The sequence below is a fragment of the Rhodococcus sp. SMB37 genome (genome assembly GCF_004345605.1).
In the GTDB taxonomy this organism is placed as follows: domain Bacteria; phylum Actinomycetota; class Actinomycetes; order Mycobacteriales; family Mycobacteriaceae; genus Rhodococcus.
This window is the reverse complement of the sequence record NZ_SLVY01000002.1, coordinates 282,934-305,560: the sequence shown is the minus strand read 5'-3', so window position 1 is coordinate 305,560 and position 22,627 is coordinate 282,934. Positions and strand designations below refer to the sequence as shown.

The following is a 22,627-nucleotide window of genomic DNA, read 5'->3' as shown; positions in this document are numbered from 1 at the left end:
AGGGCGGCGTGGGGCAAGATGGAGCCGCGCTCCGATGTTCTCGCGACACATCGTTCCTACCGTCGATGTATGACTTCGAGAAGCACATTCGTTCCGGCTTGTTCCGCTCACGACGTGGTCCGTGTCTACGGACGCGGTGATGCCGAGGTGCGTGCCCTCGACGGGGTCTCCATCGCGTTCGAGCGAGGCCGCTTCACCGCGATCATGGGTCCGTCGGGCTCCGGTAAATCGACCCTCATGCATGCCCTCGCCGGTCTCGACGGGGTCGATTCCGGGCGTGTGGTTCTTCACGGTGACGGTCGCCGAGAGGATGTCGAGATCAGTGCCGCCTCGGATGCGGTGCTGACCGGATTACGCCGCGACCGTATCGGTTTCGTGTTCCAAGCGTTCAACCTGCTGCCGGTACTCACCGCCCGCGACAACGTGCTGCTGCCGATGCGTCTCGCCGGCACGCGACCGTCGCAGGAGTGGTTCGACGAGGTGACCGGTCGCCTCGGGCTGAGCGCTCGTCTCGACCATCTGCCACACGAGATGTCCGGTGGTCAGCAGCAGCGCGTGGCTGTCGCGCGGGCGCTGTTGCCACAACCCGACGTCATCTTCGCCGACGAACCGACCGGCAATCTCGATTCGCAATCCGGCGCGGAGGTGCTGTCGATGCTGCGGTCGAGTGCGCGGGAAACCGGTCAGACGGTGGTGATGGTGACGCACGATCCGGTTGCCGCGTCGTATTCGGACCGGGTGGTTCTGCTGGCCGATGGCCGCCCTGCCGGTGAGATCGCGCACCCCACCACGGATACCGTCATCGACACGATGCGCGCGCTGAGCGTGACCGGTGCGGCGGTGGCGGCGCGATGAGGCACCTGGTTCTGGCGCAGGCCCGTGCCCACCGAGGACGGTACGTCGCGACGGCGCTCGCGGTGATCGTAGCGGTGGCGTTCGTCGTGCTGACTCTCGTGCTCAGTGACACCGTGAATGCGTCGATCACGAAAGCGACTGCGGCGCAGTATGAAGGGATTTCCTCGGTGGTGACACCCGAGGGGCCCGCCACGGACCCGGATCGGACGTTGTCCGCGGTCGGGGCAGCGCCGGGTGTGCGCGCGGCCACCCTCGACGTGACCGGTCCCGTCCGGCTCGCGGACGGAGCATCCGGGTACGGTACTGCGGCCACGATCGCATCCGACGAGTCGATGCGCTGGCAACGTCTCGCGGATGGACGATGGCCCGCCGGCGACGGAGAGATCGCGGTGGGTTCGTCATCGGGACGCGCGGTCGGTGACACCGTGACGGTGGCCGATCTGTCGGGTGAGATGGCACCCGCGTCCGTGACTGTGGTCGGTGTCGTGGACGTGGCAGGTTCGCCCCTCGCAATGGATTCGGGCCAGATCTTCGGTAGCGCCGCACAGGTCCGGGCGTGGTCCGGCGGGTCCGCGGACTGGGAGATACGTGTCGCGGGCGACGGTGATGCGGTGCGCGACGCGGTCGCGCTCGCCGCGCCGGGGACCGAGGTGGTCTCGGGTGAGGCGCGTGCCACTGCGGTGTCCGACGCGCACGTCGGGGACATCGCGTTGCTGCGCAACGTTCTGCTGTGCTTCGCTGCGATCGCGGTGGTCGTCGCGGGACTCGTCATCGCGAACACGTTCGCGGTGCTGCTTGCCGCACGGACCCGCGAACTGGCGCTCATGCGATGCGTCGGTGTCACCGCTTCCCAGGTGCGGCGCAGTGTGCGAGGTGAGGCGCTGATCGTCGGCTTCGTCTCCGCCGTTCTCGGCGTGCTCGCCGGGTGTGGGCTCGCGGCGGGCGTTGTTGCGGGTGCCCGCGCAGCGGATGCTCCGATCCCGCTCACCTCCGTCTCTGTGACGATCACGACGATTGTCGCCGGGCTCGTACTCGGAACCGTCGTCACGGTGGTCGCAGCGAACGGCGCGGCTCGAACAGCGACACGAGTGTCGGCGCTCGCGGCGTTGCATCCGCTCGAGGCTCAGCCCGAGTCGGTGGGCGAGTCGTGGGTGCGCCGCGCGTGTGCGCTGCTGGCGATGGCCGGAGGCTCGGCATTGCTGGTGATCGGCGCCTGGGTGAGCAATGTGCTGATCGCGTGTCCCGGCGGTCTGCTGCTGTTCGTGGGTGTCGTCCTGGCCTCGCGCCGGATCGTGCCCGCGGCAGTGGGGGCTGTCGGTGATGCCTTCGCCCGGGCGGGCGGGCCGGTCGCAGCACTCGCGGCCGGAAATGCGCGCCGCAATCCGCGCCGGACAGCATCGACAGCGACGGCCCTGTTCATCGGGGTGACACTGACGGCGACGATCGTGGTGGGCATCGGCACGCTGAAGGCCGGGGCGCCCGAGGTCGTCGACGAGAACTTCCCGGTGGATATCGCTGTCACGGCGACTGCGGAACCGGTAGCCATGGGAGGTTCGGCCAGGCTCACTGCGATCGACGGGGTTCACGCGGGCACAGAGATCGCGTCTGCGACGGTCACGGTGGCCGGCACGGAGTTCTCTGTGCTCGGCGTCGATCCGGTGTCCACCGCATCGACCATCCGAACCGATGTGAGGCTGCCCGAGTCGGGGACGATCGTGCTCGAGCGGTCGCTGGCGGAGACATTGGGCGTGCAGGACGGCGAGATCGTCGAGGTCGGCGGTGGCACCGGCATGCAGAACCTGGCCGTCGCCATTGCAGACGCCGGGTCGCCGGACATGATCTCCATGGGCGACCTGAGTGCAGTCGATGATTCGGCAGCGCCTGAAACGATGTGGCTGAAACTGGACGACGATTTGTCCGAGGAGGACCTGGTCGCTGTCACCGACGAGGTGTCGCGGGTGGCTGCGGCAGCGTTTCCGGGTAGCGAGGTCGTCGGAGCTGCGAAGATGAGGCAGACACTCGAGAACGTCCTCGACACGATGCTGCTGATCGTCGCCGGCCTCCTGTCGGTCGCCGTGGTGATCGCGCTCATCGGGGTCGGCAACACCATGGCCTTGTCGGTCCTCGAACGGCGACGTGAAACGGCGATGCTCCGCTCGGTGGGTCTGTCCCGGTCAGGGGTGCGGAGCCTTCTCGTGCGTGAGGCAGTGATCATCGCGGGAGTCGCGTCGATCCTGGGTGTCGCACTCGGTCTGGTGCTCGGGACGTTCGGCACCGCATCGGTCATCGGTGCGAGCCATGTCGGTCTCGGCGCTGTGCCTTGGCTGCAGCTGGCAGGAATCGTTGTCGCGGGTGGCGCGGCAGGCATTGTCGCCTCCCTGGTGCCGGCACAGCGGGCGAGTCGGGTGTCGCCCGTCGCTGCGCTGGCCGGGTAGTCACGGGTTCTTCGGCTGCCCGATGTCGGCGCGCCGGGTCCATGGCGAGCCGGACAAGCGCTCGATGTCGGTGTTGAACCGTTCGAGATAGCGCGCGAATTCGGCCACGTCCTCGGCATCCCAATCGACCAGAACGTGCTCGAGCGACTCGATCGCTCGGGCGCGTTCGTGGTCCAGGCGTCGGGCGCCGTCCTCGGTGATCTGGAACTTGCGTGCGATGCCCCCGTCGGGGTCGGGGATCCGCTCGGCCAACCCTGTCTTCAGCAGTGCCGAGGTCTGGCGATTGACCGTGGATGAATCGAGTCCGAATGCGTCGCTCAGCTGGCCGATGCTCATCGGTCCCTGGGCGGAGAGACGGCTGAGCATGGTGTACGCACTGCGGTCCAGACGTCCGGCATCTCGCCGGCGGGGGCCGAAGAAGTTGAGATGCCGCCCGATGAGCATCATTTCGAACTCGATCAGGTGCGTCGGCTTGTCCATCTGTGTGTCTCATCACTCCTAGGTCGCGTTTTCCCAGTATGGGCGAACTCCGTGTTGACCCGTGAATATGCATCATGCATACCATGTGCTCAATACATATTACCTGCTGACTTGGGATTTTCTTTACTCGAAGACGGAGTTCATTCAATGCAAGGTTCTGTCGCGGCGCCGGAAGTGCGTCCCTCCCTGCTGGTAGGGGTGCTTGCGTTCACCGGAATCGTCGGCGCTCTCACTCAGACGCTCGTGGTTCCTCTCATCGGTCAACTGCCTGTGATGTTGGACACGACCGCGTCCAATGCGTCGTGGGTGATCACCGTCACTCTGCTCACGGGTGCGGTCGCGACTCCGGTGATCGGGCGCCTCGGTGACACCTACGGCAAACGTCGGATGCTGTTGATCTGCACGATTCCGTTGATCCTCGGTGCGGTGCTGTGCGCGCTGTCGTCGTCGCTGCTGCCGATGCTCCTCGGCCGTGGCTTGCAGGGGCTGGGCGTCGGCCTGATTCCGCTGGGCATCAGCCTGCTGCGAGACGTTCTCCCGCCCGAGCGTCTGCACTCGTCGATCGCTCTGATGAGCGCGTCGATGGGGATCGGCGGCGCTCTCGGCCTCCCCATTGCGGCTGCTGTCGCGGAGAACACGAGCTGGCGTGTGCTGTTCTGGGCAACAGCAGTCCTCAGTGCCGTGGTATTCGTATTGCTGTGGAACGTGGTGCCCGATGTCCAGGGCAAGGCGAATCCCGGACGCTTCGACATCGTGGGCGCCATCGGTCTTGGTATCGCGCTGACATCCCTACTGGTCGCGGTGTCGAAGGGGGCCGACTGGGGATGGGGGAGTTCGACGACTCTCGAGCTGTTCGCTCTTGCGGTGATCGTGCTGGTGGCCTGGGGTTGGTGGGAACTACGCCGCACCGATCCGCTCGTCGATCTGAGGATCGCGGCCCGGCCCGCGGTGCTGCTGACCAACGCGGCATCGGTCGTCGTCGGCTTCGGAATGTACGCGCAGTCACTGATCATCCCGCAGTTGCTCCAGCTTCCCACCGAAACCGGATACGGACTCGGCCAGTCGATGCTGGCGATGGGCCTGTGGATGGCACCCGGAGGTCTGATGATGATGGCGGTCTCGCCCATCGCCGGGAAGCTGTCGTCGGCGCGCGGGCCCAAGGTCTCTCTGTTCGTAGGGTGCGTGATCATCGCGATTGCGTACGGCTCGTCGCAGTTGCTCATGGGCTCGACGTGGGGCCTGATGATCGTTGCCGCGATCTGCAGTACCGGCGTCGGATTCGCCTACGGTGCAATGCCCGCGCTGATCATGAGCTCCGTCCCACAGAGCGAAACGGCATCGGCCAACAGCGTCAACTCGCTGATGCGCGCGATGGGCACGTCGATCTCGGCCGCCGTCGTCGGTGTCGTGCTGGCGCAGATGAGCGTGCAGTCGGGCGACTACAGCATCCCGACCGAAGCAGGCTTCCGGACAGGGCTGCTCATCGGGTGCGGGGTCGCATTGGTCGCGGCCGCAATCACGCTCACCATCCCCGTCGCCAAGCGGAAGAACCTCGACAAGGTGGAAGAAGCCGTCCCGGTACGGGCCTGAACACTGTGTCACGGGTGGGCGGTCCTCGTGTGAGGGCCGCCCACCGTCGTCGTAAGCTCGACTCGTGTCGAGAACAGGCCGGACCTCACACCGCATGACGCGGGCATCGCGGGGAGTGTCATCCGCTCGTATCCCCACCGCTCTGGCGCTGGGGTGGGCGCGCCTCTGGGGCGGTGCGGTGATGTTCGACGACGAGTTCGGGCTCTATGTGAGTACCGGCATGCGCGGCGGATTCGCGCGCGGTGGCACCACCATCGGGGGAGTGTTCCTCACTCGAAAACCACCATCGCGCCGGCTGCTTCGACACGAGGCCGTCCACGCCGACCAATGGGCGCGTCACGGACTCGGCTTCGCGGTGCGCTATCTGTGGGAGGAATTGCGCAATCCCGGTTCGCGCAACAAGTTCGAGATCGAAGCGGGTCTGGAGGACGGTGGCTACCGCACTTCGTCGCAGAGCTCATGACAGCCTTGATCGCCGGCAGCGTCGAACCGATCGTGCTCAATGCTGCGGCGGTCGCCCCGACCTGGGCGCTGTAGGAACTGCACGTCTCCGTCAGCGCTGTGGCGAGGCCGTCTGTGGCCGACGCGATCTTGCGGATGCCGTTTTGCCACCGATCACGGAAATCGGATGCGGCACGATCCAATTCGGCGCCGCCGAGATGCTGACCGCTAATTGATCCGAGGACGTCGATAGCCGCCGACATGTCGTCCGACGCCGTGTCGAGCGTCGACGCGAGCATGGCCACGGCCACGACGTCGATGAACAGTTCTTCCGATGGTGAGCCCCCCGGCACGAATCCCCCTACGTGTCGACTCCGGCAAGGAGACTACAGCACGGGACCGACTGCACTTCCGGTGGCGCAGTACAGGTGTGTCATGCGTCCAATCGCGTGGTGATCTTCTCGCTCGCGACACGACGTTCGAGCGCGGCGGGATCGGGATTGCTCACCTGGACAAGGGAAGCGCCGACGGAGAGCACCGAGAGCAACCCGTCCACGAGTTCGTCGACCGTGGTCCAGGTTCGGCTCGACAGCACACGGTCGGTGCCGGTGATCCCGGATCGCGACGCTGACGCCTTCGCAGCGTCGAGCACGTCGGAGACCGTGCGGCCACCGAGCGCGGTGTCGCCGGCGCCGGAGGGCCGGAACTGGTCGCCGTGCAGCCGCACATTCGTGGCGTAGTCGGTGACGCCCGGGGGTAGGTCGGGGACGGGGCGGCCGAATGCGTCCAATGACAGCGCCGCCACCTCTGCGACGTCGTCGACCTCGTCGAGCCGGTCCGGGGTGACGAGCGCGAGATCCGCGTCGGGGTCGGCGTCGAGAACCACCTCGGTGCCTGCCCACCATGCACCGAGCAGGACCGCTGCGCTCTGCCAATGTGCGGGCAGCAGGACTGCTACCCGGCTGCCGGGTAGCACCCCGAACTCGTCGCGGATCATGTTGGCGGTCTTGGCTGCCCAGTTTGCGAGCGTGAGTGCGGACAGTTCGATCCGAGCGCCGGTGGCATCGTCGTACCACGTGATGCGCGGGCCTGCGGGATCGGATGCGAGGATCGGGTCGAGCAGGGCTGTAGTCAGGGTGGTCACGGAAAACCTCGTTCTCGGGAGTCGGTGCGGAATCGATCAGTTGACGCAGCGCGGTCCGTCGGACCCGGCGTCGATGGGCGGTGCGGCCGGGGCCGGGGTCGCCGACTCACCCGCCGGCACCACATCGGATTGCGTCGTCGTGTCCGACGTGGATCCTGAGCTCGATCCGGAGTAGGACGACGAACCGGGGCCGGTGTAGTCGTCGGCGAGCACCACCTCGACGGTTCCGGACGGGAGGTTCGGGTCGTAGTCGATGTCGACATCTCCGAGCGCGGCTGCGACGGCGAGTGCTTCGTCGGAGTCGGGGTCGGCGGCGTACAGAGTGGTCGAGGACATCGTGCCGCCCTCGTAGTTGCCGACCATACCCTCGACGTAACCTTCGGAACTCATCGCCAGCGACACCTCGGATGCCAACCCGGACACGCTGCCGGCGTTGGAGACGTTCACGGTCACGGTCGACGGGTCGATGTCGGGGGTCGGCGTGTCGCTGGTGGTGGTTGTCTCGGACCCGTCGTAGTCCGCGCCGACCAGGCCGGCCACATACTCACGCACCTCGTCCGGATCGACCTGAACGACGGACTCGCCGTAGTCGGTCATCGCATTGATGTCCTGCACCGGGATCGTCGAGAACTGCACCGCACCACCCGCGAGATCCTGCATCTGGGTAGCGAGTTGCACGATGTCCCAATCCGAATCGAGCACCACCGAGCGTTGCACCGCAGCGGTCAGCTGCCCCACCTTCGACGGATTGCTCAACGTCTTCGCGCTGAGAACCTTCTGCACGAGCGAGGCCATGAACACCTGCTGCCGCACGATCCGATCGAGATCGCCACGCGGCAGGTCGTGACGCTGGCGGACGAAGCTCAGTGCGTCGGACCCCTGCAGGGTCTGTTCCCCTGCCGTGAAACGGGCGCCCGACATCGGTTCGTCCACCGGGGCGTTCAGGCACACATCGACGCCGCCGACCGCGTCGGTGAGCAGGACGAACCCGAGCAGACCGACCTCGGCGTAGTGATCGACCGTCACGCCGGTCAGGTCCGCGACCGATTCGATCAATGCGTCCCGGCCTGCTTTCGTGGAGGTTTCCTCGACCGCGGCCTCGTCTTCACCGGACTCGACGGCCTCGAGCCGTGCGAGTTCCTTCGTTGCGCCGTACGCGGCGTTGATCTTGGACATTCCGATGTCCGGGACTTCGACGTACGTGTCGCGGGGGATGGAGATGGCCGTCGCGGAGCTTCCGTCGTTGGGCACCCGGATCAAGATGATGGTGTCGGTGTTGTTGGCGACCTCTTCACCGGCGCGCAATGCGTCGAGTTCGCGCTGCGACAGGGGGTTGCCGTGCGCGTCGGTGCGGCTGTCGGTACCCACCAGGAGGATGTCGAGGGCACCGTCCGTGCCGTTTCCGAGGTTGAGACCTTCCACCGATGCGAGCGACGACGCGAACGAATCGTAGGTGCGCCATCCGACGCCCGTGGCGATCAGGACGAGTGCGGCGGCGATCGCGGCAGCGAATTGGCGCGGCCGGCCCGTGAACACCCGTGACACCCCTTGGGTGGCCTGGGGCCTCGCGCGTTCACCGGCCGGGCGCCGGGAGGCGTTTCCCTCTCGTACGGGCCGGGACGACGCGCCCGTCGGACGCGTCCTACGCCGCTCGTCCGTGCTGGGGCGCGCCCTGGTCCTTCGGCGGGGCGGCTCTGACGGCACGTGCGATCCTCCTTCGACTGGCGTCCGGGTACTCGATGAAGGTTACTGGTGGAATTCCTCGACGGGCGTGTTCGACACCGGCGTGCCAGACTCGAACAGGTGCGTAACGTTCTTGTGACCGGGGCCCACGGCCAGCTCGGCCGCCATGTGATCGACCTTGCGACCTCCTCCGGAATTCCGATTCGTGGCGCGGGCTCCGCCGAGATCGACATCACCGACGACGCATCGGTGGTCGGCGCCGTCGCGCCGGGGTCGGTGGTGATCAACTGCGCCGCATACACCGCGGTCGACGCGGCGGAGACCGACGAGGAAGCGGCCACGGCGGTCAACGGGCACGGACCGGAAGTGCTCGCCCGGGTCTGCGCCGACGTCGGTGCAACCCTGATCCACGTGTCCACCGACTACGTGTTCGCCGGAGACGCCACACAGCCGTACCCGGTCGATGCGCCCACCGGCCCCTGTAGCGCCTACGGACGGACCAAGCTGCTCGGTGAGCAGGCCGTCCTCGCGGCCCTGCCGTCCGCGCACATCGTGCGGACCGCATGGGTCTACACCGGCGACGGAAACGATTTCGTCGCGACGATGCGACGTCTCGAACGTGACCGCGACACCGTGCGCGTCGTCGACGACCAGGTCGGATGCCCTACTTATGCCCGCGACCTCGCTGCGGGCCTGCTCGAACTCGCCACCCGCGCCGACTTCGATCCGGTACCGGGTGGGATTCTGCACGCGACCAACGCGGGTGAGGCTACGTGGTACGACCTGGCTCGTGCAGTCTTCGACGGTGTCGGCGCAGATCCGGAACGGGTCCACCCGTGCACGAGCGACGAGTTCGTCCGCCCGGCTCCGCGTCCTGCGTACTCGGTACTGGACGGGCAGGCATGGTCGGCGGCCGGTCTCACTCCGCTCCGGCCGTGGCGGGAAGCGTTGAGTGCAGCGCTCGCCGCACTGGATGCGTCGGGGTGAGCCCGGCGAAGTCCGCCTGTGACTCGTCGCACAACGCTTCGGCCGCTATGGTTGCGCGCGTGGATTCGACGCTGGCCGTGGTGACGGTGACCTACTCGCCCGGCGAGCACCTCGAGAACTTTCTGACTTCGCTCACGACGGCGACGTCGCAGCGCACCCGGGTGATCATGGCCGACAACGGTTCGACCGACGGCGCGCCGGAAGCGGCAGCGCTGGTGCATTCGAACGTCACCCTGCTGCATACCGGGGGCAACATCGGTTACGGCGGCGCAGTCAACCGTGCGGTTGCCGAGATCGACGGGTCGGCAGAGTTCGTGGTGGTCGCCAATCCCGACGTCCGCTGGAGTCCGGGCTCACTGGACACGCTCCTGGAGGCGGCGCAACGGTGGCCGCGCGCCGGTTCGCTGGGGCCCCTGATCCGTGAACCGGACGGGAGCATCTATCCGTCCGCGCGCACGGTGCCGACGTTGTCGTCCGGTGCCGGCCACGCACTGCTCGGAACGGTATGGCCCACGAACCCGTGGACGCAGCGCTACCGCCAGGAGAACGAAGCGATCAGTGAGCGACCCGTCGGATGGCTTTCCGGGTCCTGCCTGCTCCTTCGTCGTGCCGCGTTCGACACCGTCGACGGATTCGATTCCCGATACTTCATGTACATGGAGGACGTGGACCTCGGTGATCGTCTCGGGCGCGCCGGATGGCACAACGTCTACGTTCCGTCCGCCGAAGTCACCCACGCGAAGGGGCACGCGGCGGGACGTCACCCGGAACTGATGCTTCCGGCGCATCATGAGAGTGCGTACCGGTTCCAGGCCGATCGACACCCGCATCCGTGGCAGGCGCCGCTGCGCTGGGCGCTGCGCGGTGGTCTCGCGGTGAGATCCAAGCTGGCGGTTGCTTCGGCCGTGCGCGAGCGCGATGCAGGCAAGGTCGGTCATGAGGGGACCGATTTCGACGAGAAACAGGGGAAATCATGACGAGTGCTGCCGCACCGCATACCGACGCGGTGATCCTGGTCGGCGGGCAGGGGACGAGGCTTCGCCCGCTGACATTGTCGGCGCCGAAGCCGATGCTGCCCACCGCGGGACTGCCGTTCCTGACACACCTGCTCGCGCGGATTCGCGAGGCGGGCATCAAGCACGTGGTGCTCGGCACGTCGTTCAAGGCGGAGGTCTTCGAGGAACACTTCGCGGACGGATCCGATCTCGGTCTCGAAATCGAGTACGTCACCGAGACAGAGCCGCTCGGGACGGGCGGCGGCATCCGCAACGTGCTGCCGAAGCTTCGCGCCGAGAACGTCATGGTGTTCAACGGGGACGTGCTCGGCGGAACCGATCTCGGTGCCGTGCTCGACACCCACGTTCGCACCGAGGCCGACGTCACCTTGCACCTCGTCCGTGTGGGTGATCCCCGCGCGTTCGGTTGTGTGCCGACCGACGCAGATGGTCGCGTCACGGCCTTCCTGGAGAAGACGCAGGATCCGCCGACCGATCAGATCAACGCGGGCTGCTACGTGTTCCGCCGCGAGATCATCGAGGCGATTCCCGAGGGTCGTCCGGTGTCGGTCGAGCGTGAGGTGTTCCCCGCGCTGCTGACAGAGGGCAAGAAGCTCTTCGGTCACGTGGATGCCGCGTACTGGCGTGACATGGGCACCCCGGAGGACTTCGTGCGTGGTTCGGCGGATCTGGTGCGCGGGATCGCTCCGTCGCCGGCGTTGCCCGGGCAGCGTGGCGAGTCGCTGGTGCACCCCGGTGCGTCCGTCGCTCCGGGTGCGTTGCTCATCGGGGGTACGGTGGTCGGCCGCGGCGCCGAGATCGGTGCGGGTGCCCGCCTCGACGGTGCAGTGATCTTCGACGGTGCGCGGGTCGAGGCCGGTGCGGTGATCGAGCGGACGATCGTCGGATTCGGTGTGCGGGTGGGTCCGCGCGCGTTGATCCGCGACGGTGTGATCGGCGACGGTGCCGACATCGGTGCGCGCTGCGAACTGCTGCGTGGCGCGCGGGTGTGGCCCGGCGTCCAGATCCCGGATGGAGGGATCCGGTTCAGCACCGATGTCTGATATCGACAACGCCATGACCTACAGGAAGTATGTGGCGCTGGGGGATTCGTTCACCGAGGGAGTGGGGGATGACGATCCCACCCGCCCGAACGGCGTGCGCGGGTGGGCCGATCGTGTCGCCGAGCAGCTCGCTCGCGGCAACGACGGATTCGGCTATGCCAACCTCGCGATCCGCGGACGGTTGCTCCGGCAGATCCTCGACGAACAGCTCGATGCTGCACTTGCACTCGAACCCGACCTCGTGACGATCTATGCGGGCGGCAACGACATCATGCGGCCCGGCCTGGATCTCGATGTGCTCGTCGCGCAGTACGAGGAGGCGATCGCCGCGCTTACCGGCACCGGCGCCCGGGTGCTGATGTGGACGGCGTACGACGTCGGCTGGGCCCCGGTGTTCCGGCACCTGCGGGGACGGGTCGCCATCTACAACGAACTCGTCCGGGGGGTCGCCGACCGCCATGGTGCGACGCTCGTCGATTATTGGCGGTTCGGTGAATACCGGGACTACCGCATGTGGGACTTCGATCGCTTGCACATGTCGCCGGAAGGACACCGCAACATGGCGATCCGGGTGTTGGATGCGTTGGGAGCGCAGCACCGGATCGAGCCCGTAGATCTCGGGCCCGCCCCGGTCGTTGCGCGCCCCGAGCAGCGTCGGGCCGACGCCAAGTGGGCGCGTGAGTTCCTCGTGCCGTGGGTGGGGCGACGGGTCCGACGCGAATCGTCGGGCGACGGGATCGCCCCGAAGCGCCCGGTGCCGGCACCTATCGACCTGTAGCGCGTCGGCAGACCGGACGCGGATCAGCGCCGAGCAGCAGCGAGCCGTACGAGGTGGTCGATCGTCTCGTGTTCGGCGTCGGTCGGCAACGCGTCGATCGGCCACCACTGCAGGTCTGTCGACTCGTCGCTGCGCACCGGTACTGCACCCACCGGTGCGATCACGAGGAACCTCAGGTCGAGATGCCGTGTGGGTACGCCGAGCGAGCACGTGATCGGGTGCGTATGCGCCGAGAGCACGTTCGGATCGATCATGAGTTCGTCGATGCCCGATTCTTCGCGGGCCTCGCGCAGCGCGGCATCGACGACGGTCTCGTCGCTCTCCTCACAGTGCCCACCCAGCTGGATCCACCTGCCGACCCGCGGATGCAGTGTGAGCAGCACATTGCGGTGATCTGTGTCGAGCACGAGCGACGACGCGGTGATATGGCCGGGAACGTGGGAGCGCAGACAGCCGCCGGGCGCGGAGTCGAGGAACGCGAGCATCGTGTGCCGCAGGGACTCTGCGTCCACCGAATCGGTGTGCCACGCGTCGAGCCTCTCGAGTGCGGACGCGTGCAGGGAATCGGCCGACACGATCACAGCTCCCGCAGGGCGTCGCCGGGATCAGTGGCTTCGCGCGGTTGCGGCTCGTCATTCGGATATCCCACCGCGATCGCGCCGAGCGGCGACCAGTCGTCGGGGAGATCGAGTTCCTCACGCACGACGTCGGGGGCGAAGATCGTCGAGCCGATCCAGCAGCTTCCCAGGCCGCGTGTCGCGAGTGCGACGAGTAATCCCTGCACGGCCGCGCCTGCCGCGACGGTGAACATCGTGGCTTCAGCGGCGGTGCGGCGCGCGTCCGGATACTCGTGGGCTCCGTCGGGGACCCAGAACGGCACCAGTACTTCGGGAGCGTCGTAGAGGATCGATCCGCGTGCGAGACGGCGTTCGATGGCGACGGGATCGAGTCCGTCGCCCGCGAGATCGTCGGCCCAGCGGTCGCGCATCCGATCGAGGAGCCGGCGGCGGACCTGCTCGGTGCGCACCCACACGAACCGGACCGGGCGGGTGTGGTGGGGCGCCGGCGCGGTGAGGGCTTCGGCGACGGCGTCGCGCAGGTCTTCGGGATCGACAGGATCGGCGGAGAACTCCCGAATCGAACGGCGCAGCAGCAGTGCTTCACGGCGGCCCCGTTCGAGTGCTTCGGCGGTGCCGAGCCAGAACAGGTCGTCCTCGCCGCCGCGCACGAGTGCCCGCGCGGTGGAACCGTCGTCGGGTAGGTCGAGCCCGCGCACCACCGCGACGGGGACTCCGCCGAGTTTGCCCTTGACGAGATCTCCAGCGGCCGCGATCTCGTCGGCGAGTGCGACGGACGTGACCATGAGTTCGTTGCCCTGCGAGTCGTGGGAGCCCTCGTAGCCGTGGAGGACCGGTAGCCCGGCCGATCCGATCGCTGCGTCGGTCTGGCCCATACGCCACGCCCGGCCCATGGTGTCGGTGACCACGACGCCGACGGTGACTCCGAGTAGTTCGGAGATCCGGGTGCGCAGTGCTGCGGCGCTGGCATCGGGATTCTCGGGTAGGAGCGCGAGTTCCGCGCCGTCGACGTTGGAGCCGTCGATTCCCGACGCGGCCTGCACGATCCCGAGCTTGTTCTCGGTGATCAGGGTGCGTCCCTTCTGAGCGAGCACCCGCACCGCTTCCTGTGTGACGAGGCGTCGCCGGAGTGCGTCGCGCGCGTCGGGGTCGGTGGGTGAGGGGACGATACGGCCCTCGGTCTTCGACAGGATTTTGCTGGTGATCACCAGGATGTCGCCGTCGGCGAGCCACGGTGCGGCAGCGACGAGGGCGGCTGCGAGGTCGTCGCCGGGTCGGAACTCGGGTAGTCCGGTGACCGGCCGGATCTCGAGAGGTCCGCCGGGTGCGTGATCACGCACGGGGGTGCCGGTCGTGCTGTCTGCGGGCATCACAATTGCACTCCGGCGAGTTCCAGTGCGGCACGTGCCATTTCGGCAGTCGCGTCGGGGTCGGACATGAGGAGCGGCACGCTCCGCACCTGGACGCCGGGGACATCGGCGTCATCGGTCGAATGCACGAGCCAGCCGTCGAGGATTCCGGTGCCGCTACGCGCTCCGTAGTGTCGGCCCACGGCCTCTGCAGTGGTGTCGACTCCGATCACGTCGAGGCACGCGTCGGCCATGCCGCGCAGTGGCATGCCGCCGACGACGGGGGACAGGCCGATGACCTTCGCCTTCGTCGTCCGTAGTGCGCCGCGGATGCCAGGAACGGCGAGGATCGCGCCGACGCTGACGACAGGGTTCGACGGCGCGAGAACGACCACGTCGGCGGATTCGATGGCGTCGAGGACACCCGGTGCGGGTCTTGCTTCGTCTGCGCCGATGTGGGCAAAGCTGTGGGTGGGTACCTGTGCGCGGTGACGCACCCACCATTCCTCGAAGTGGATTGCACGCTGATTACCGTCGGCGGGGTCGGTGATCACGACGTGGGTCTCGCTGCGGTCGTCGGATGCCGGGAGCAATGTCACGCCGGGCTTCCATCGCGTGCACAGCGCTTCGGTGACGGCGGAGAGCGGATATCCTGTGCGCAGCATTCTCGTGCGGATCAGGTGGGTGGCGATGTCGCGGTCGCCGAGACCGAACCAGTCGGGGTCTGCTCCGTATGCCGCGAGTTCTTCCTTGGCATTCCAGGTTTCGGCCTTGCGGCCCCAACCGCGCTCGGTGTCGATTCCGTCGCCGAGGGTGTACATGCATGTATCGAGATCGGGACAGATCCTCAGTCCGTGCATCCACACGTCGTCGCCGACGTTGACGATGGCGGTGATCCGATGCGGCGCGTCGGGGTCGATGTCCGAGCCCGGTGCGATGTCGAGAAGTTTTCGCAACCCTGTGAGGAAACGGGCACCGCCGACACCTCCGACCAATACAGTCACATTCACGGGGCCAGCCTATGTGGTGCGCGTGGTACCCCGTCGAGCGCCGTCCTAAACCAAGAAATTGCAAAGTCGTCGATCGTAAGCGAGAAAATCCATTCCGCTTGACCGCGACACGCCCGGCGTGTCTAATCACATATGTGTCATTCCGGGTTTCCGGATCGGGATCGATTGCGACGACGTCGCATTCGAACAAGATTCGGGGGATGGCAGAAAGATCCCGATCCGCGAAAGTTGCGGCGCTGCAGGTGAGGAGGCGGAGGATGGCCGACGAGCGCGAAGTTTTCGAGATCTCTCGGATCGATACTGCAGTCGAGAGTGGCTGCGACGATTCCGACAGCGGCACACCGATTCTGCAATTGATTACAGGGTTTGGTGATTCGGCGGACGTCGAGGAGCAGTGGCAGGAACGTGCACTGTGCGCACAGACCGACCCGGAGGCGTTCTTCCCTGAAAAGGGTGGTTCGACGCGGGAAGCGAAGCGCATCTGCCTGGGGTGTGAAGTTCGTGACGAGTGTCTCGAGTATGCCCTTGCTCACGACGAACGTTTCGGAATCTGGGGTGGGCTGTCCGAAAGGGAACGGCGGCGCCTCAAGCGCGGCATCGTCTGACGGTCGGGTCCGGCCCGGTACGGGGAGTACGGGCTCGATCCATTTGTGTCCGGACGCGATGTGCGATGAAGGCCGGGTACTCGGGCAACCGAATGCCCGGCCTTCATCGCGTGCGGCCCTGCTCGCTCAGTTCTCGTCGCCGAGATCGCCGAGTTCCGGATCGACTACCTCAGGTTCGAGTCCGAGGTAGGTCGCGACCTGGTGGACGAGGACGTCGTGAACGAGGTCGGTGAGATCGTCAGGATCCTCCGCGCGGAGCTCGAGCGGACGACGGAACAACACGATCCTGGCGCGAGTCGCGGCGCCGCGACGGTCGATGCCCGCGGGGACGAGTCGCGACAGCGGGACCGGCCCGTCGGCGACGACCTCGTCGGGCCAGTTCACCGAGTCGGGGTCGCGTGCGCGAATCTTCGGAACGTCGTCGACCGCGAGATCGAGTTTCGTCAACCGGTCGTGCCACTGAGCGTCGATCGGCGCGAACGCGCTGAGCACCAGGAGGTCGAACTTCTCGGCCCGCGACTTCCATGCCGGCAGGTCGTGAGGAAACAGCGGTCCGCGGATTCCGCGACCGCGTCGCGTCACCGCGCGGGACGACACGGGGGTAGTACGACGTGCTCGGGCCATGCAGTGGAGATTACGACAGAGGAAAACAGACGGATGCTCCCCGGTGTGTCCGAATAGTCCCGGGGCCGGCGACACGCTACGCTCCGATGCGTGAGATCACTGCGTCGATGCTGCCGGCCTGGGTGCAAGAACCCTGCTGTTGCGACGCTGACCTACGTGTATTCGGACTCGACCGCCGTTGTGGGGCCCCTGGCCACGGTCGCAGAGCCGCACTCGTGGGATCTGTGCGAAACGCACGGCTCGAGAATCACCGCGCCGAAGGGCTGGGAACTCGTCCGATACGAGGGGGCGTTCGACACCGCTACCCCCGACGAGGACGATCTCACCGCTCTCGCCGAGGCGGTGCGCGAGGCAGGCATGGGCGAACGCAACCGAGCCGAAGCGGATCCGGCGGAGGCCGAGGTCGCGCCGCGCGCTGCGGTTCCGTCGACCGCCCGCACCGGCCGCCGCGGTCACCTTCGGGTGTTGCCCGATCCCACGAGCTGACTCCGTCGCACTAGGCTGATCGCGGACCTGCGCCACGAGGATGGCGCGGGTGCAATTCGACGATCAGGAGCGGAAACAGTGGCGAGATCTGCCGAATCGGTTGCAGCCGTGATCAAGGCGTACGACGTTCGCGGCGTGGTGGGGACGCAGATCGACGAGGAGTTCGTCCGCGAGGTCGGTGCGTCGTTCGCACGTCTCGTCCGTGACGACAGCGCCGCAACCCGAGTGGTGATCGGTCACGACATGCGCGAATCGTCCCCGACGCTGGCCGGCGCGTTTGCCGAGGGTGTCGTCGCACAGGGACTCGACGTGGTGCTCATCGGCCTCGCCTCCACGGATCAGCTGTACTTCGCCTCCGGCATCCTCGACGCGCCCGGTGCGATGTTCACCGCGAGCCACAACCCGGCCGAGTACAACGGCATCAAACTGTGCTGGGCCGGTGCGAAACCGGTCGGCCAGCAGACCGGACTCGGAACCATCTCCACCGACGTGATCGAAGGGGTTCCGGCCTACGACGGCGCTCCCGGCACGATTACCGAACAGGACGTGCTCGAGCAGTACGCGTCGTTCGTTCGGGGATTGGTCGATCTGTCGCAGATGCGCCCACTGAAGGTCGCGGTCGACGCCGGGAACGGAATGGGCGGACACACCGTCCCGGCCACGTTCGGCCCGCTCCCGATCGATCTGGTGCCGCTGTACTTCGAGCTCGACGGAACCTTTCCGAACCACGAGGCCAACCCGCTCGATCCCGCGAACCTGGTGGATCTGCAGCGCCTCGTCGTCGAATCCGGTGCAGATGTCGGCCTGGCCTTCGACGGCGACGCGGACCGTTGCTTCGTCGTCGACGAGCGCGGTGGACTCGTGACTCCGTCTGCTGTGACCGCCTTGGTCGCGGCTCGCGAACTCGGTAAGGAACCGGGCGCCACGATCATCCACAACCTGATCACGTCGCGGGTCGTACCCGAACTGGTCGCGGAACTCGGTGGGAAACCGGTGCGCACCCGTGTCGGCCATTCGTTCATCAAGCAGCAGATGGCAGAGACCGGTGCGGTGTTCGGGGGCGAACACTCTGCCCATTACTACTTCCGCGACTTCTGGGGCGCCGACTCCGGCATGCTCGCCGCACTGCATGTCCTCGCCGCGCTCGCGGGGCACGACGGTTCGCTGTCCGATCTCATGGCGTCCTACAACCGGTACGAGGCGTCGGGTGAGATCAACTCCACCGTCAGCGACGCGGCGGATCGGACCGAGGCAGTCGTCGCTGCGTTCGCGGACCGCACCCGGTCCGTCGACCGGCTCGACGGAGTGACCGTGGAACTCCCCGGCAACACGTGGTTCAACCTTCGGGCGTCGAACACCGAGCCGTTGCTGCGGCTGAATGTGGAGGCGCCCACCCGCGCGGAGGTCGACGCACTGGTCGAAGAAATCCTGGCTGTCGTGCGTGCGTGACGGAAGCATTCGTGGCAGCGATAATCGAAGTGCCCGGTGTGTATGCGGCGTCGGGCCGATCAGAGTCTGTGAGGAGAGAAAGGGGGCACGGTCGTGACGGCTCCCTCGCCGCTGTTCGACTTCGATGACGCGAGTGCACTCATCGAGGCCGACGTCGACGGCATCCTGCGTAGCGCCGCGCTCGGGGGCGCGCAGATTCGCGCGAGCGTTTCTGCCGCCGACGAGTTCCTGCGTGACCGACTGCAGGGCATCCATCCACGCAGCGTCGTCCTCGTCGCCGGTGGTGCCCGCGCCGGTCGCGCGGCGGAACTCGTGGTTGCTCTCCTCTCGGATCGTTGTGCAGTGCCGCTCGTGGCCGCCCCCACCACACCTCCGTGGGTAGGACCGCTCGACGTCGTGGTCGTGGCGGGGGACGATGCGGGCGATCCGACACTGGTTGCATCCATCGACGGTGCGCTTCGGCGAAGCGCGGAGGTCGTGGTGGACGCCCCCGACGAAGGGCCGGTCCGGTCGGTGGCCGCAGGCCGCGCAGTGTTGCTCGCGCCGCGCGTGCACGTCCCGACTGCTTATGCGTTCGCGCGGCACCTCGCTGTGTTCTGCGCGGTGCTCACATCGCTGGAGGCATCCCGCCTCGGTGGCGCAGTCCCTGATCTCGGGCGGATCGCCGATTCGGTCGACGCCGAGGCCGCACGTGACCATCCGTCGTACGAGGTTTTCGAGAACCCGGCGAAGGCGCTGGCGACGCGGATGTTGTCGCGGCGGGTGGTGATCGCAGGGGATTCACCGGCGACGGCGGTGCTGGCGCGGCATTCCACGGATTCGTTGTTGCAGATTGCCGGTGTGGTTGCCACGCCGGCAGCACTACCGGACGTTCTGGTGGCGCGAGATCGCCTGCTCGATTCGACCGCTGCTTCCGACACGTACGACCCGTTCTTCCACGACGAGGAACTGGATGGTCCTGCACCGGTCGCACCGGTGCGGGTGTTCGTGCTCAGCACGGACGCGGATCGACCGGCCGCGCGACGCCGAGCCGCGGCACTACCGGATATGGAATTGGTGTCTGTTGTGGGGGAGTTCGAAGCCCGTGAGGTACCACCTGCGCTCGAGCAGGTGGCGGTATTGACCGTGCGACTGGAAATGGCTGCGGCCTATCTGCGGCTGGCCGGTGGTCGGTAGTGCACCGACTCGAAGGTGCAGTGCGCTCTTACGCGTGGGGTTCGCGTACTGCCATTGCCACGTTGTGCGGCAGGACCGTGCCGTCCGATCATCCGGAGGCGGAGCTGTGGTTCGGGGCGCACCCGGCCGATCCTGCTCGGGTGATCGACGACGACCATGCGCCGGTGTCACTGCTCGATCTGCTCGACGAAGATCCTCCCTCGCAGCTGGGTGACGACATCGTCGAACGCTTCGGGCCGAGGCTGCCTTTCCTGTTGAAGCTGCTCGCGGCAGAGGAACCGTTGTCGTTGCAGGCGCATCCCAGCGCCGCGCAGGCTGCCGAGGGCTATGCGCGTGAGGAAGCGCTCGGCGTGCCACTCGACTCGTCGGTGCGCAATTATCGCGACCCGAACCACAAGCCCGAACTGGTCGTCGCGTTGACACGTTTCGAGGCGCTCGCGGGATTCCGCAATGCGGCGCGCACCGTCGAGCTGCTCGAGGCGCTGCGCGTGCCCGAACTCGATCCGTATGTGGGCCTGCTTGCGGGTCAGCCGGACTCCGATGGTCTCCGTGCCCTGTTCACCACCTGGATCACGTTGCCGGCACAGGCGCTGTCCGCGCTCGTTCCCCGCGTCCTGGACGGGTGTGTGACGTATCTCGCGACCGGAGGTGATGCTCCCCGCGAGTTCGTCGCCGAGGTGCGCACCGCATTGCAGCTCGCCGAGATCTATCCCGGCGACGCGGGTGTCCTCGCATCGTTGTTGCTGAACCGGATCACCCTCGAACCCGGCCAGGGCCTGTACCTCGACGCGGGCAACCTGCATGCCTACCTGCACGGGATGGGTATCGAGATCATGGCGAACTCGGACAACGTCCTGCGCGGCGGCCTCACTCCCAAGCACGTCGATGTGCCGGAACTGTTGAGAGTGCTTGATTTCGGTGCACCCGGTGTGCCGATCCTCGAGGCGGACCTGGTGGGTTCGCATGAATGGCGGTATCGCACGCCGGCTCCGGAGTTCGCTCTGTCGCGGCTCGAACTCGATGCAGGCGAGACCGTATCGCTGGCTCCGTACGGACCGCAGATCCTGCTGTGTACGTCGGGCTCGGCCACGGTCGAGTGCGGCGGCGAGAGCCTCGAGTTGGGGCAGGGACGCTCGGTGTGGCTTGCCGCGTCCGATCCGAAGCTGGAGATTCGTGCGGGTGACGCTGCTGTGCAGGTGTTCCGTGCTCGCCTCGGGTCGGATCCGGGAGACAGGTGACATCGTGACGGCACAGGTCCGGGCGGTATAGATCGCTCGCATTCGGGGCGCTCCCCTGTGGAGCGCCCTTTTGCGTAGCTGTGAATGATTACAAATCAGCCAATTTGTCTAGTCCGAGTACAAAAGTACGGGTAGTGTCCATGCCGCAGTGACATAGATCATTTCTTTACGGGATGAAGGGGCACGGACATGGCCACGCACACAGGAGGGGTTCAGAATCCATCCGCATTGCAATGGCGCGACCGCAAGCGATACCTGTGGCTGCTCGGTCTCGTTCCGCCGACAGCGGTCTTCGTGGCCACGGCGCTGGTGTGGGGCGGCAACCGGCTGGGGCTGGATGCGGTCACGCCGGTCGTCTGGTGGATCGGGCCGATCCTCGTCTTCCTGCTCGTCCCCGCCCTCGATCTCATCTTCGGTCCAGACGGGGAGAACCCGCCCGCCGAGATCGTCGAGACGCTCGAGAACGACCGATTCTACCGCTATTGCACCTATCTCTACCTGCCGTTCCAGTTCGCGACGCTGGTGTGGGCGTGCTACCTGTGGTCGTCGGGCGATCTGTCGTGGCTCGGTATCGACGGCGGCCTCGGTGTCGTCTCGAAGATCGGGCTCGCGATCTCGGTGGGGGTGGTGGCCGGCATCGGTATCAACACCGCACACGAACTCGGGCACAAGACGGTGCGGCTCGAGCGACGGCTGTCGCGGATCGCGCTCGCACAGTCCTTCTACGGTCACTTCTACGTCGAGCACAACCGCGGCCACCACGTCCGGGTGTCGACGCCCGAGGATCCTGCCTCGGCGCGGTTCGGTGAGAGCTTCTGGGAGTTCCTGCCGCGCAGCGTGTTCGGGAGCCTGCGTTCTTCCTGGCGGCTCGAACGTGATCGGCTCGCGCGCCTCGGCCGCCGCGCGTGGACGCTGCGCAACGAGGTGCTGAGCGCGTGGCTGCTCTCGGTCGTCCTGTTCGCCGCGCTCATCGCAGCGTTCGGGATCGAGATCGCGCCGTATCTCGTGATCCAGGCGGTGTTCGGCTTCAGCCTGCTGGAAGTCGTGAACTACCTCGAACACTACGGACTGTTGCGGCAGCGGACGGCGAGTGGCCGGTACGAGCGATGCACCCCCGCCCACAGCTGGAACAGCGACCACCTGGTGACCAATGTCTTCCTCTACCACCTGCAACGACACAGCGATCATCACGCCAACCCGACACGGCGCTACCAGACACTGCGCAGCATGGAGATCTCGCCGCAGCTGCCTGCCGGCTACGCCACCATGCTCACCCTCGCCTACTTCCCCCCGCTGTGGCGCAAGGTGATGGACCACAGAGTCCTCGAGCACTACTCCGGTGACATTTCGCGGGTCAATGTGCACCCGCGGCGCCGGGACGTTCTCGTCGCCCGCCACTCAGCGACGGCGAATGCGGATCAGGGCCGGACGATTGACTTCGAGGAGAAGGCATGACCCACGAGTACCGCCTGTTCCGCTGCCTGGTCTGTGGGTTCGAATACGACGAGGCGCAGGGCTGGCCCGAGGAGGGCATCGACCCCGGCACCCTGTGGGACGACATCCCCGACGACTGGTCCTGCCCCGACTGCGGCGCGGCGAAGGTGGATTTCGAGATGATCGAGATCGTCCGGCGATGAGCTGTGCGCTTTGACGCACCCTC

Annotated in this window: 22 protein-coding genes; 15 read left to right on the top strand and 7 right to left on the bottom strand. The window is 66.8% G+C overall.

Annotation, left to right across the window (positions count from 1 at the left end; all coding sequences use genetic code 11):
* The first annotated feature begins 69 nt into the window (after nucleotides 1–69).
* Complete coding sequence (locus EV641_RS04760; protein ID WP_132470967.1) at nucleotides 70–855, top strand: ABC transporter ATP-binding protein; 786 nt, start codon at nucleotides 70–72, stop codon at nucleotides 853–855.
* Nucleotides 852–3,290, top strand: a complete 2,439-nt coding sequence (locus EV641_RS04755; RefSeq protein WP_132470966.1) for an ABC transporter permease — start codon at nucleotides 852–854, stop codon at nucleotides 3,288–3,290. Before EV641_RS04760 ends, EV641_RS04755 begins: the two co-directional genes overlap by 4 nt.
* Here the strand turns inward: EV641_RS04755 and EV641_RS04750 are convergent, their stop codons facing one another.
* A complete protein-coding gene (locus EV641_RS04750) occupies nucleotides 3,291–3,770 on the bottom strand; it encodes a MarR family transcriptional regulator (protein WP_132470965.1) in 480 nt (159 codons plus the stop codon). It abuts the gene before it with no gap.
* A 147-nt stretch (nucleotides 3,771–3,917) separates the two neighbouring features.
* On the opposite strand from EV641_RS04750, the gene EV641_RS04745 reads away from it, so the two are divergent.
* Together EV641_RS04745 and EV641_RS04740 are read left to right on the top strand one after the other, a co-directional pair.
* On the top strand, nucleotides 3,918–5,360 hold the full coding sequence (locus tag EV641_RS04745; protein WP_132470964.1) for an MFS transporter: 1,443 nt from the start codon (nucleotides 3,918–3,920) through the stop codon (nucleotides 5,358–5,360).
* A 94-nt stretch (nucleotides 5,361–5,454) separates the two neighbouring features.
* Nucleotides 5,455–5,823, top strand: coding sequence for a hypothetical protein (locus tag EV641_RS04740; RefSeq protein ID WP_054719054.1), 369 nt, complete (start codon nucleotides 5,455–5,457; stop codon nucleotides 5,821–5,823).
* A 411-nt stretch (nucleotides 5,824–6,234) separates the two neighbouring features.
* Here the strand turns inward: EV641_RS04740 and EV641_RS04735 are convergent, their stop codons facing one another.
* Both EV641_RS04735 and EV641_RS04730 read right to left on the bottom strand, forming a co-directional pair.
* Nucleotides 6,235–6,945 (bottom strand): TIGR03089 family protein, encoded by a 711-nt coding sequence (locus EV641_RS04735; RefSeq protein WP_132470963.1) that lies wholly within the window; start codon nucleotides 6,943–6,945, stop codon nucleotides 6,235–6,237.
* A 36-nt stretch (nucleotides 6,946–6,981) separates the two neighbouring features.
* Nucleotides 6,982–8,481: an LCP family protein gene (locus tag EV641_RS04730; protein WP_132470962.1), complete on the bottom strand. Its 1,500-nt coding sequence runs from the start codon at nucleotides 8,479–8,481 to the stop codon at nucleotides 6,982–6,984.
* Nucleotides 8,482–8,748: 267 nt separating this feature from the next.
* Between EV641_RS04730 and rfbD the strand changes: the two genes are divergently transcribed.
* The 4 genes from rfbD to EV641_RS04710 are packed head-to-tail and all read left to right on the top strand — an operon-like array spanning nucleotide 8,749 to nucleotide 12,452.
* The gene (gene rfbD / locus EV641_RS04725) at nucleotides 8,749–9,615 is read left to right on the top strand and encodes a dTDP-4-dehydrorhamnose reductase (protein ID WP_132470961.1); all 867 of its coding nucleotides are present in this window, start codon (nucleotides 8,749–8,751) and stop codon (nucleotides 9,613–9,615) included.
* 59 nt (nucleotides 9,616–9,674) lie between these two features.
* Complete coding sequence (locus tag EV641_RS04720) at nucleotides 9,675–10,592, top strand: glycosyltransferase family 2 protein (protein WP_132470960.1); 918 nt, start codon at nucleotides 9,675–9,677, stop codon at nucleotides 10,590–10,592.
* A complete protein-coding gene (locus EV641_RS04715) occupies nucleotides 10,589–11,674 on the top strand; it encodes an NDP-sugar synthase (RefSeq protein WP_132470959.1) in 1,086 nt (361 codons plus the stop codon). Before EV641_RS04720 ends, EV641_RS04715 begins: the two co-directional genes overlap by 4 nt.
* A gap of 13 nt (nucleotides 11,675–11,687) precedes the next feature.
* On the top strand, nucleotides 11,688–12,452 hold the full coding sequence (locus EV641_RS04710) for an SGNH/GDSL hydrolase family protein (protein ID WP_132470958.1): 765 nt from the start codon (nucleotides 11,688–11,690) through the stop codon (nucleotides 12,450–12,452).
* Nucleotides 12,453–12,475: 23 nt separating this feature from the next.
* Here EV641_RS04710 and EV641_RS04705 read toward each other — a convergent pair whose 3' ends face one another.
* The 3 genes from EV641_RS04705 to cofD are packed head-to-tail and all read right to left on the bottom strand — an operon-like array spanning nucleotide 12,476 to nucleotide 15,389.
* Nucleotides 12,476–13,027, bottom strand: coding sequence for an NUDIX domain-containing protein (locus tag EV641_RS04705; protein WP_054720857.1), 552 nt, complete (start codon nucleotides 13,025–13,027; stop codon nucleotides 12,476–12,478).
* 2 nt (nucleotides 13,028–13,029) lie between these two features.
* The gene (locus tag EV641_RS04700) at nucleotides 13,030–14,400 is read right to left on the bottom strand and encodes a coenzyme F420-0:L-glutamate ligase (protein ID WP_132470957.1); all 1,371 of its coding nucleotides are present in this window, start codon (nucleotides 14,398–14,400) and stop codon (nucleotides 13,030–13,032) included.
* Complete coding sequence (gene cofD, locus EV641_RS04695; protein WP_132470956.1) at nucleotides 14,400–15,389, bottom strand: 2-phospho-L-lactate transferase; 990 nt, start codon at nucleotides 15,387–15,389, stop codon at nucleotides 14,400–14,402. Before cofD ends, EV641_RS04700 begins: the two co-directional genes overlap by 1 nt.
* Before the next feature lie 344 nt (nucleotides 15,390–15,733).
* Here cofD and EV641_RS04690 point away from each other — a divergent pair, with 344 nt between their 5' ends.
* Nucleotides 15,734–15,994 (top strand): WhiB family transcriptional regulator, encoded by a 261-nt coding sequence (locus EV641_RS04690; protein WP_199233150.1) that lies wholly within the window; start codon nucleotides 15,734–15,736, stop codon nucleotides 15,992–15,994.
* Nucleotides 15,995–16,120: 126 nt separating this feature from the next.
* Here EV641_RS04690 and EV641_RS04685 read toward each other — a convergent pair whose 3' ends face one another.
* Nucleotides 16,121–16,618, bottom strand: coding sequence for a metallopeptidase family protein (locus tag EV641_RS04685; RefSeq protein WP_132470955.1), 498 nt, complete (start codon nucleotides 16,616–16,618; stop codon nucleotides 16,121–16,123).
* 90 nt (nucleotides 16,619–16,708) lie between these two features.
* Between EV641_RS04685 and EV641_RS04680 the strand changes: the two genes are divergently transcribed.
* The 6 genes from EV641_RS04680 to EV641_RS04655 all read left to right on the top strand — a co-directional run bounded on the left by EV641_RS04680 (nucleotide 16,709) and on the right by EV641_RS04655 (nucleotide 22,604).
* Nucleotides 16,709–17,104 (top strand): DUF3499 domain-containing protein, encoded by a 396-nt coding sequence (locus tag EV641_RS04680; RefSeq protein WP_132470954.1) that lies wholly within the window; start codon nucleotides 16,709–16,711, stop codon nucleotides 17,102–17,104.
* A gap of 78 nt (nucleotides 17,105–17,182) precedes the next feature.
* Nucleotides 17,183–18,553: a phosphomannomutase/phosphoglucomutase gene (locus EV641_RS04675; protein WP_132470953.1), complete on the top strand. Its 1,371-nt coding sequence runs from the start codon at nucleotides 17,183–17,185 to the stop codon at nucleotides 18,551–18,553.
* A gap of 93 nt (nucleotides 18,554–18,646) precedes the next feature.
* Entirely contained in the window at nucleotides 18,647–19,729 is a 1,083-nt protein-coding gene (locus EV641_RS04670; RefSeq protein WP_132470952.1) for an SIS domain-containing protein, read from the top strand.
* Nucleotides 19,729–20,967: a mannose-6-phosphate isomerase, class I gene (manA, locus tag EV641_RS04665; RefSeq protein ID WP_054718432.1), complete on the top strand. Its 1,239-nt coding sequence runs from the start codon at nucleotides 19,729–19,731 to the stop codon at nucleotides 20,965–20,967. Before EV641_RS04670 ends, manA begins: the two co-directional genes overlap by 1 nt.
* Nucleotides 20,968–21,156: 189 nt before the next feature.
* Complete coding sequence (locus tag EV641_RS04660; RefSeq protein ID WP_054718429.1) at nucleotides 21,157–22,422, top strand: alkane 1-monooxygenase; 1,266 nt, start codon at nucleotides 21,157–21,159, stop codon at nucleotides 22,420–22,422.
* Nucleotides 22,419–22,604, top strand: a complete 186-nt coding sequence (locus EV641_RS04655; protein WP_132470951.1) for a rubredoxin — start codon at nucleotides 22,419–22,421, stop codon at nucleotides 22,602–22,604. The genes EV641_RS04660 and EV641_RS04655 overlap by 4 nt, the downstream gene beginning before the upstream one ends.
* Nucleotides 22,605–22,627: the final 23 nt, after the last annotated feature.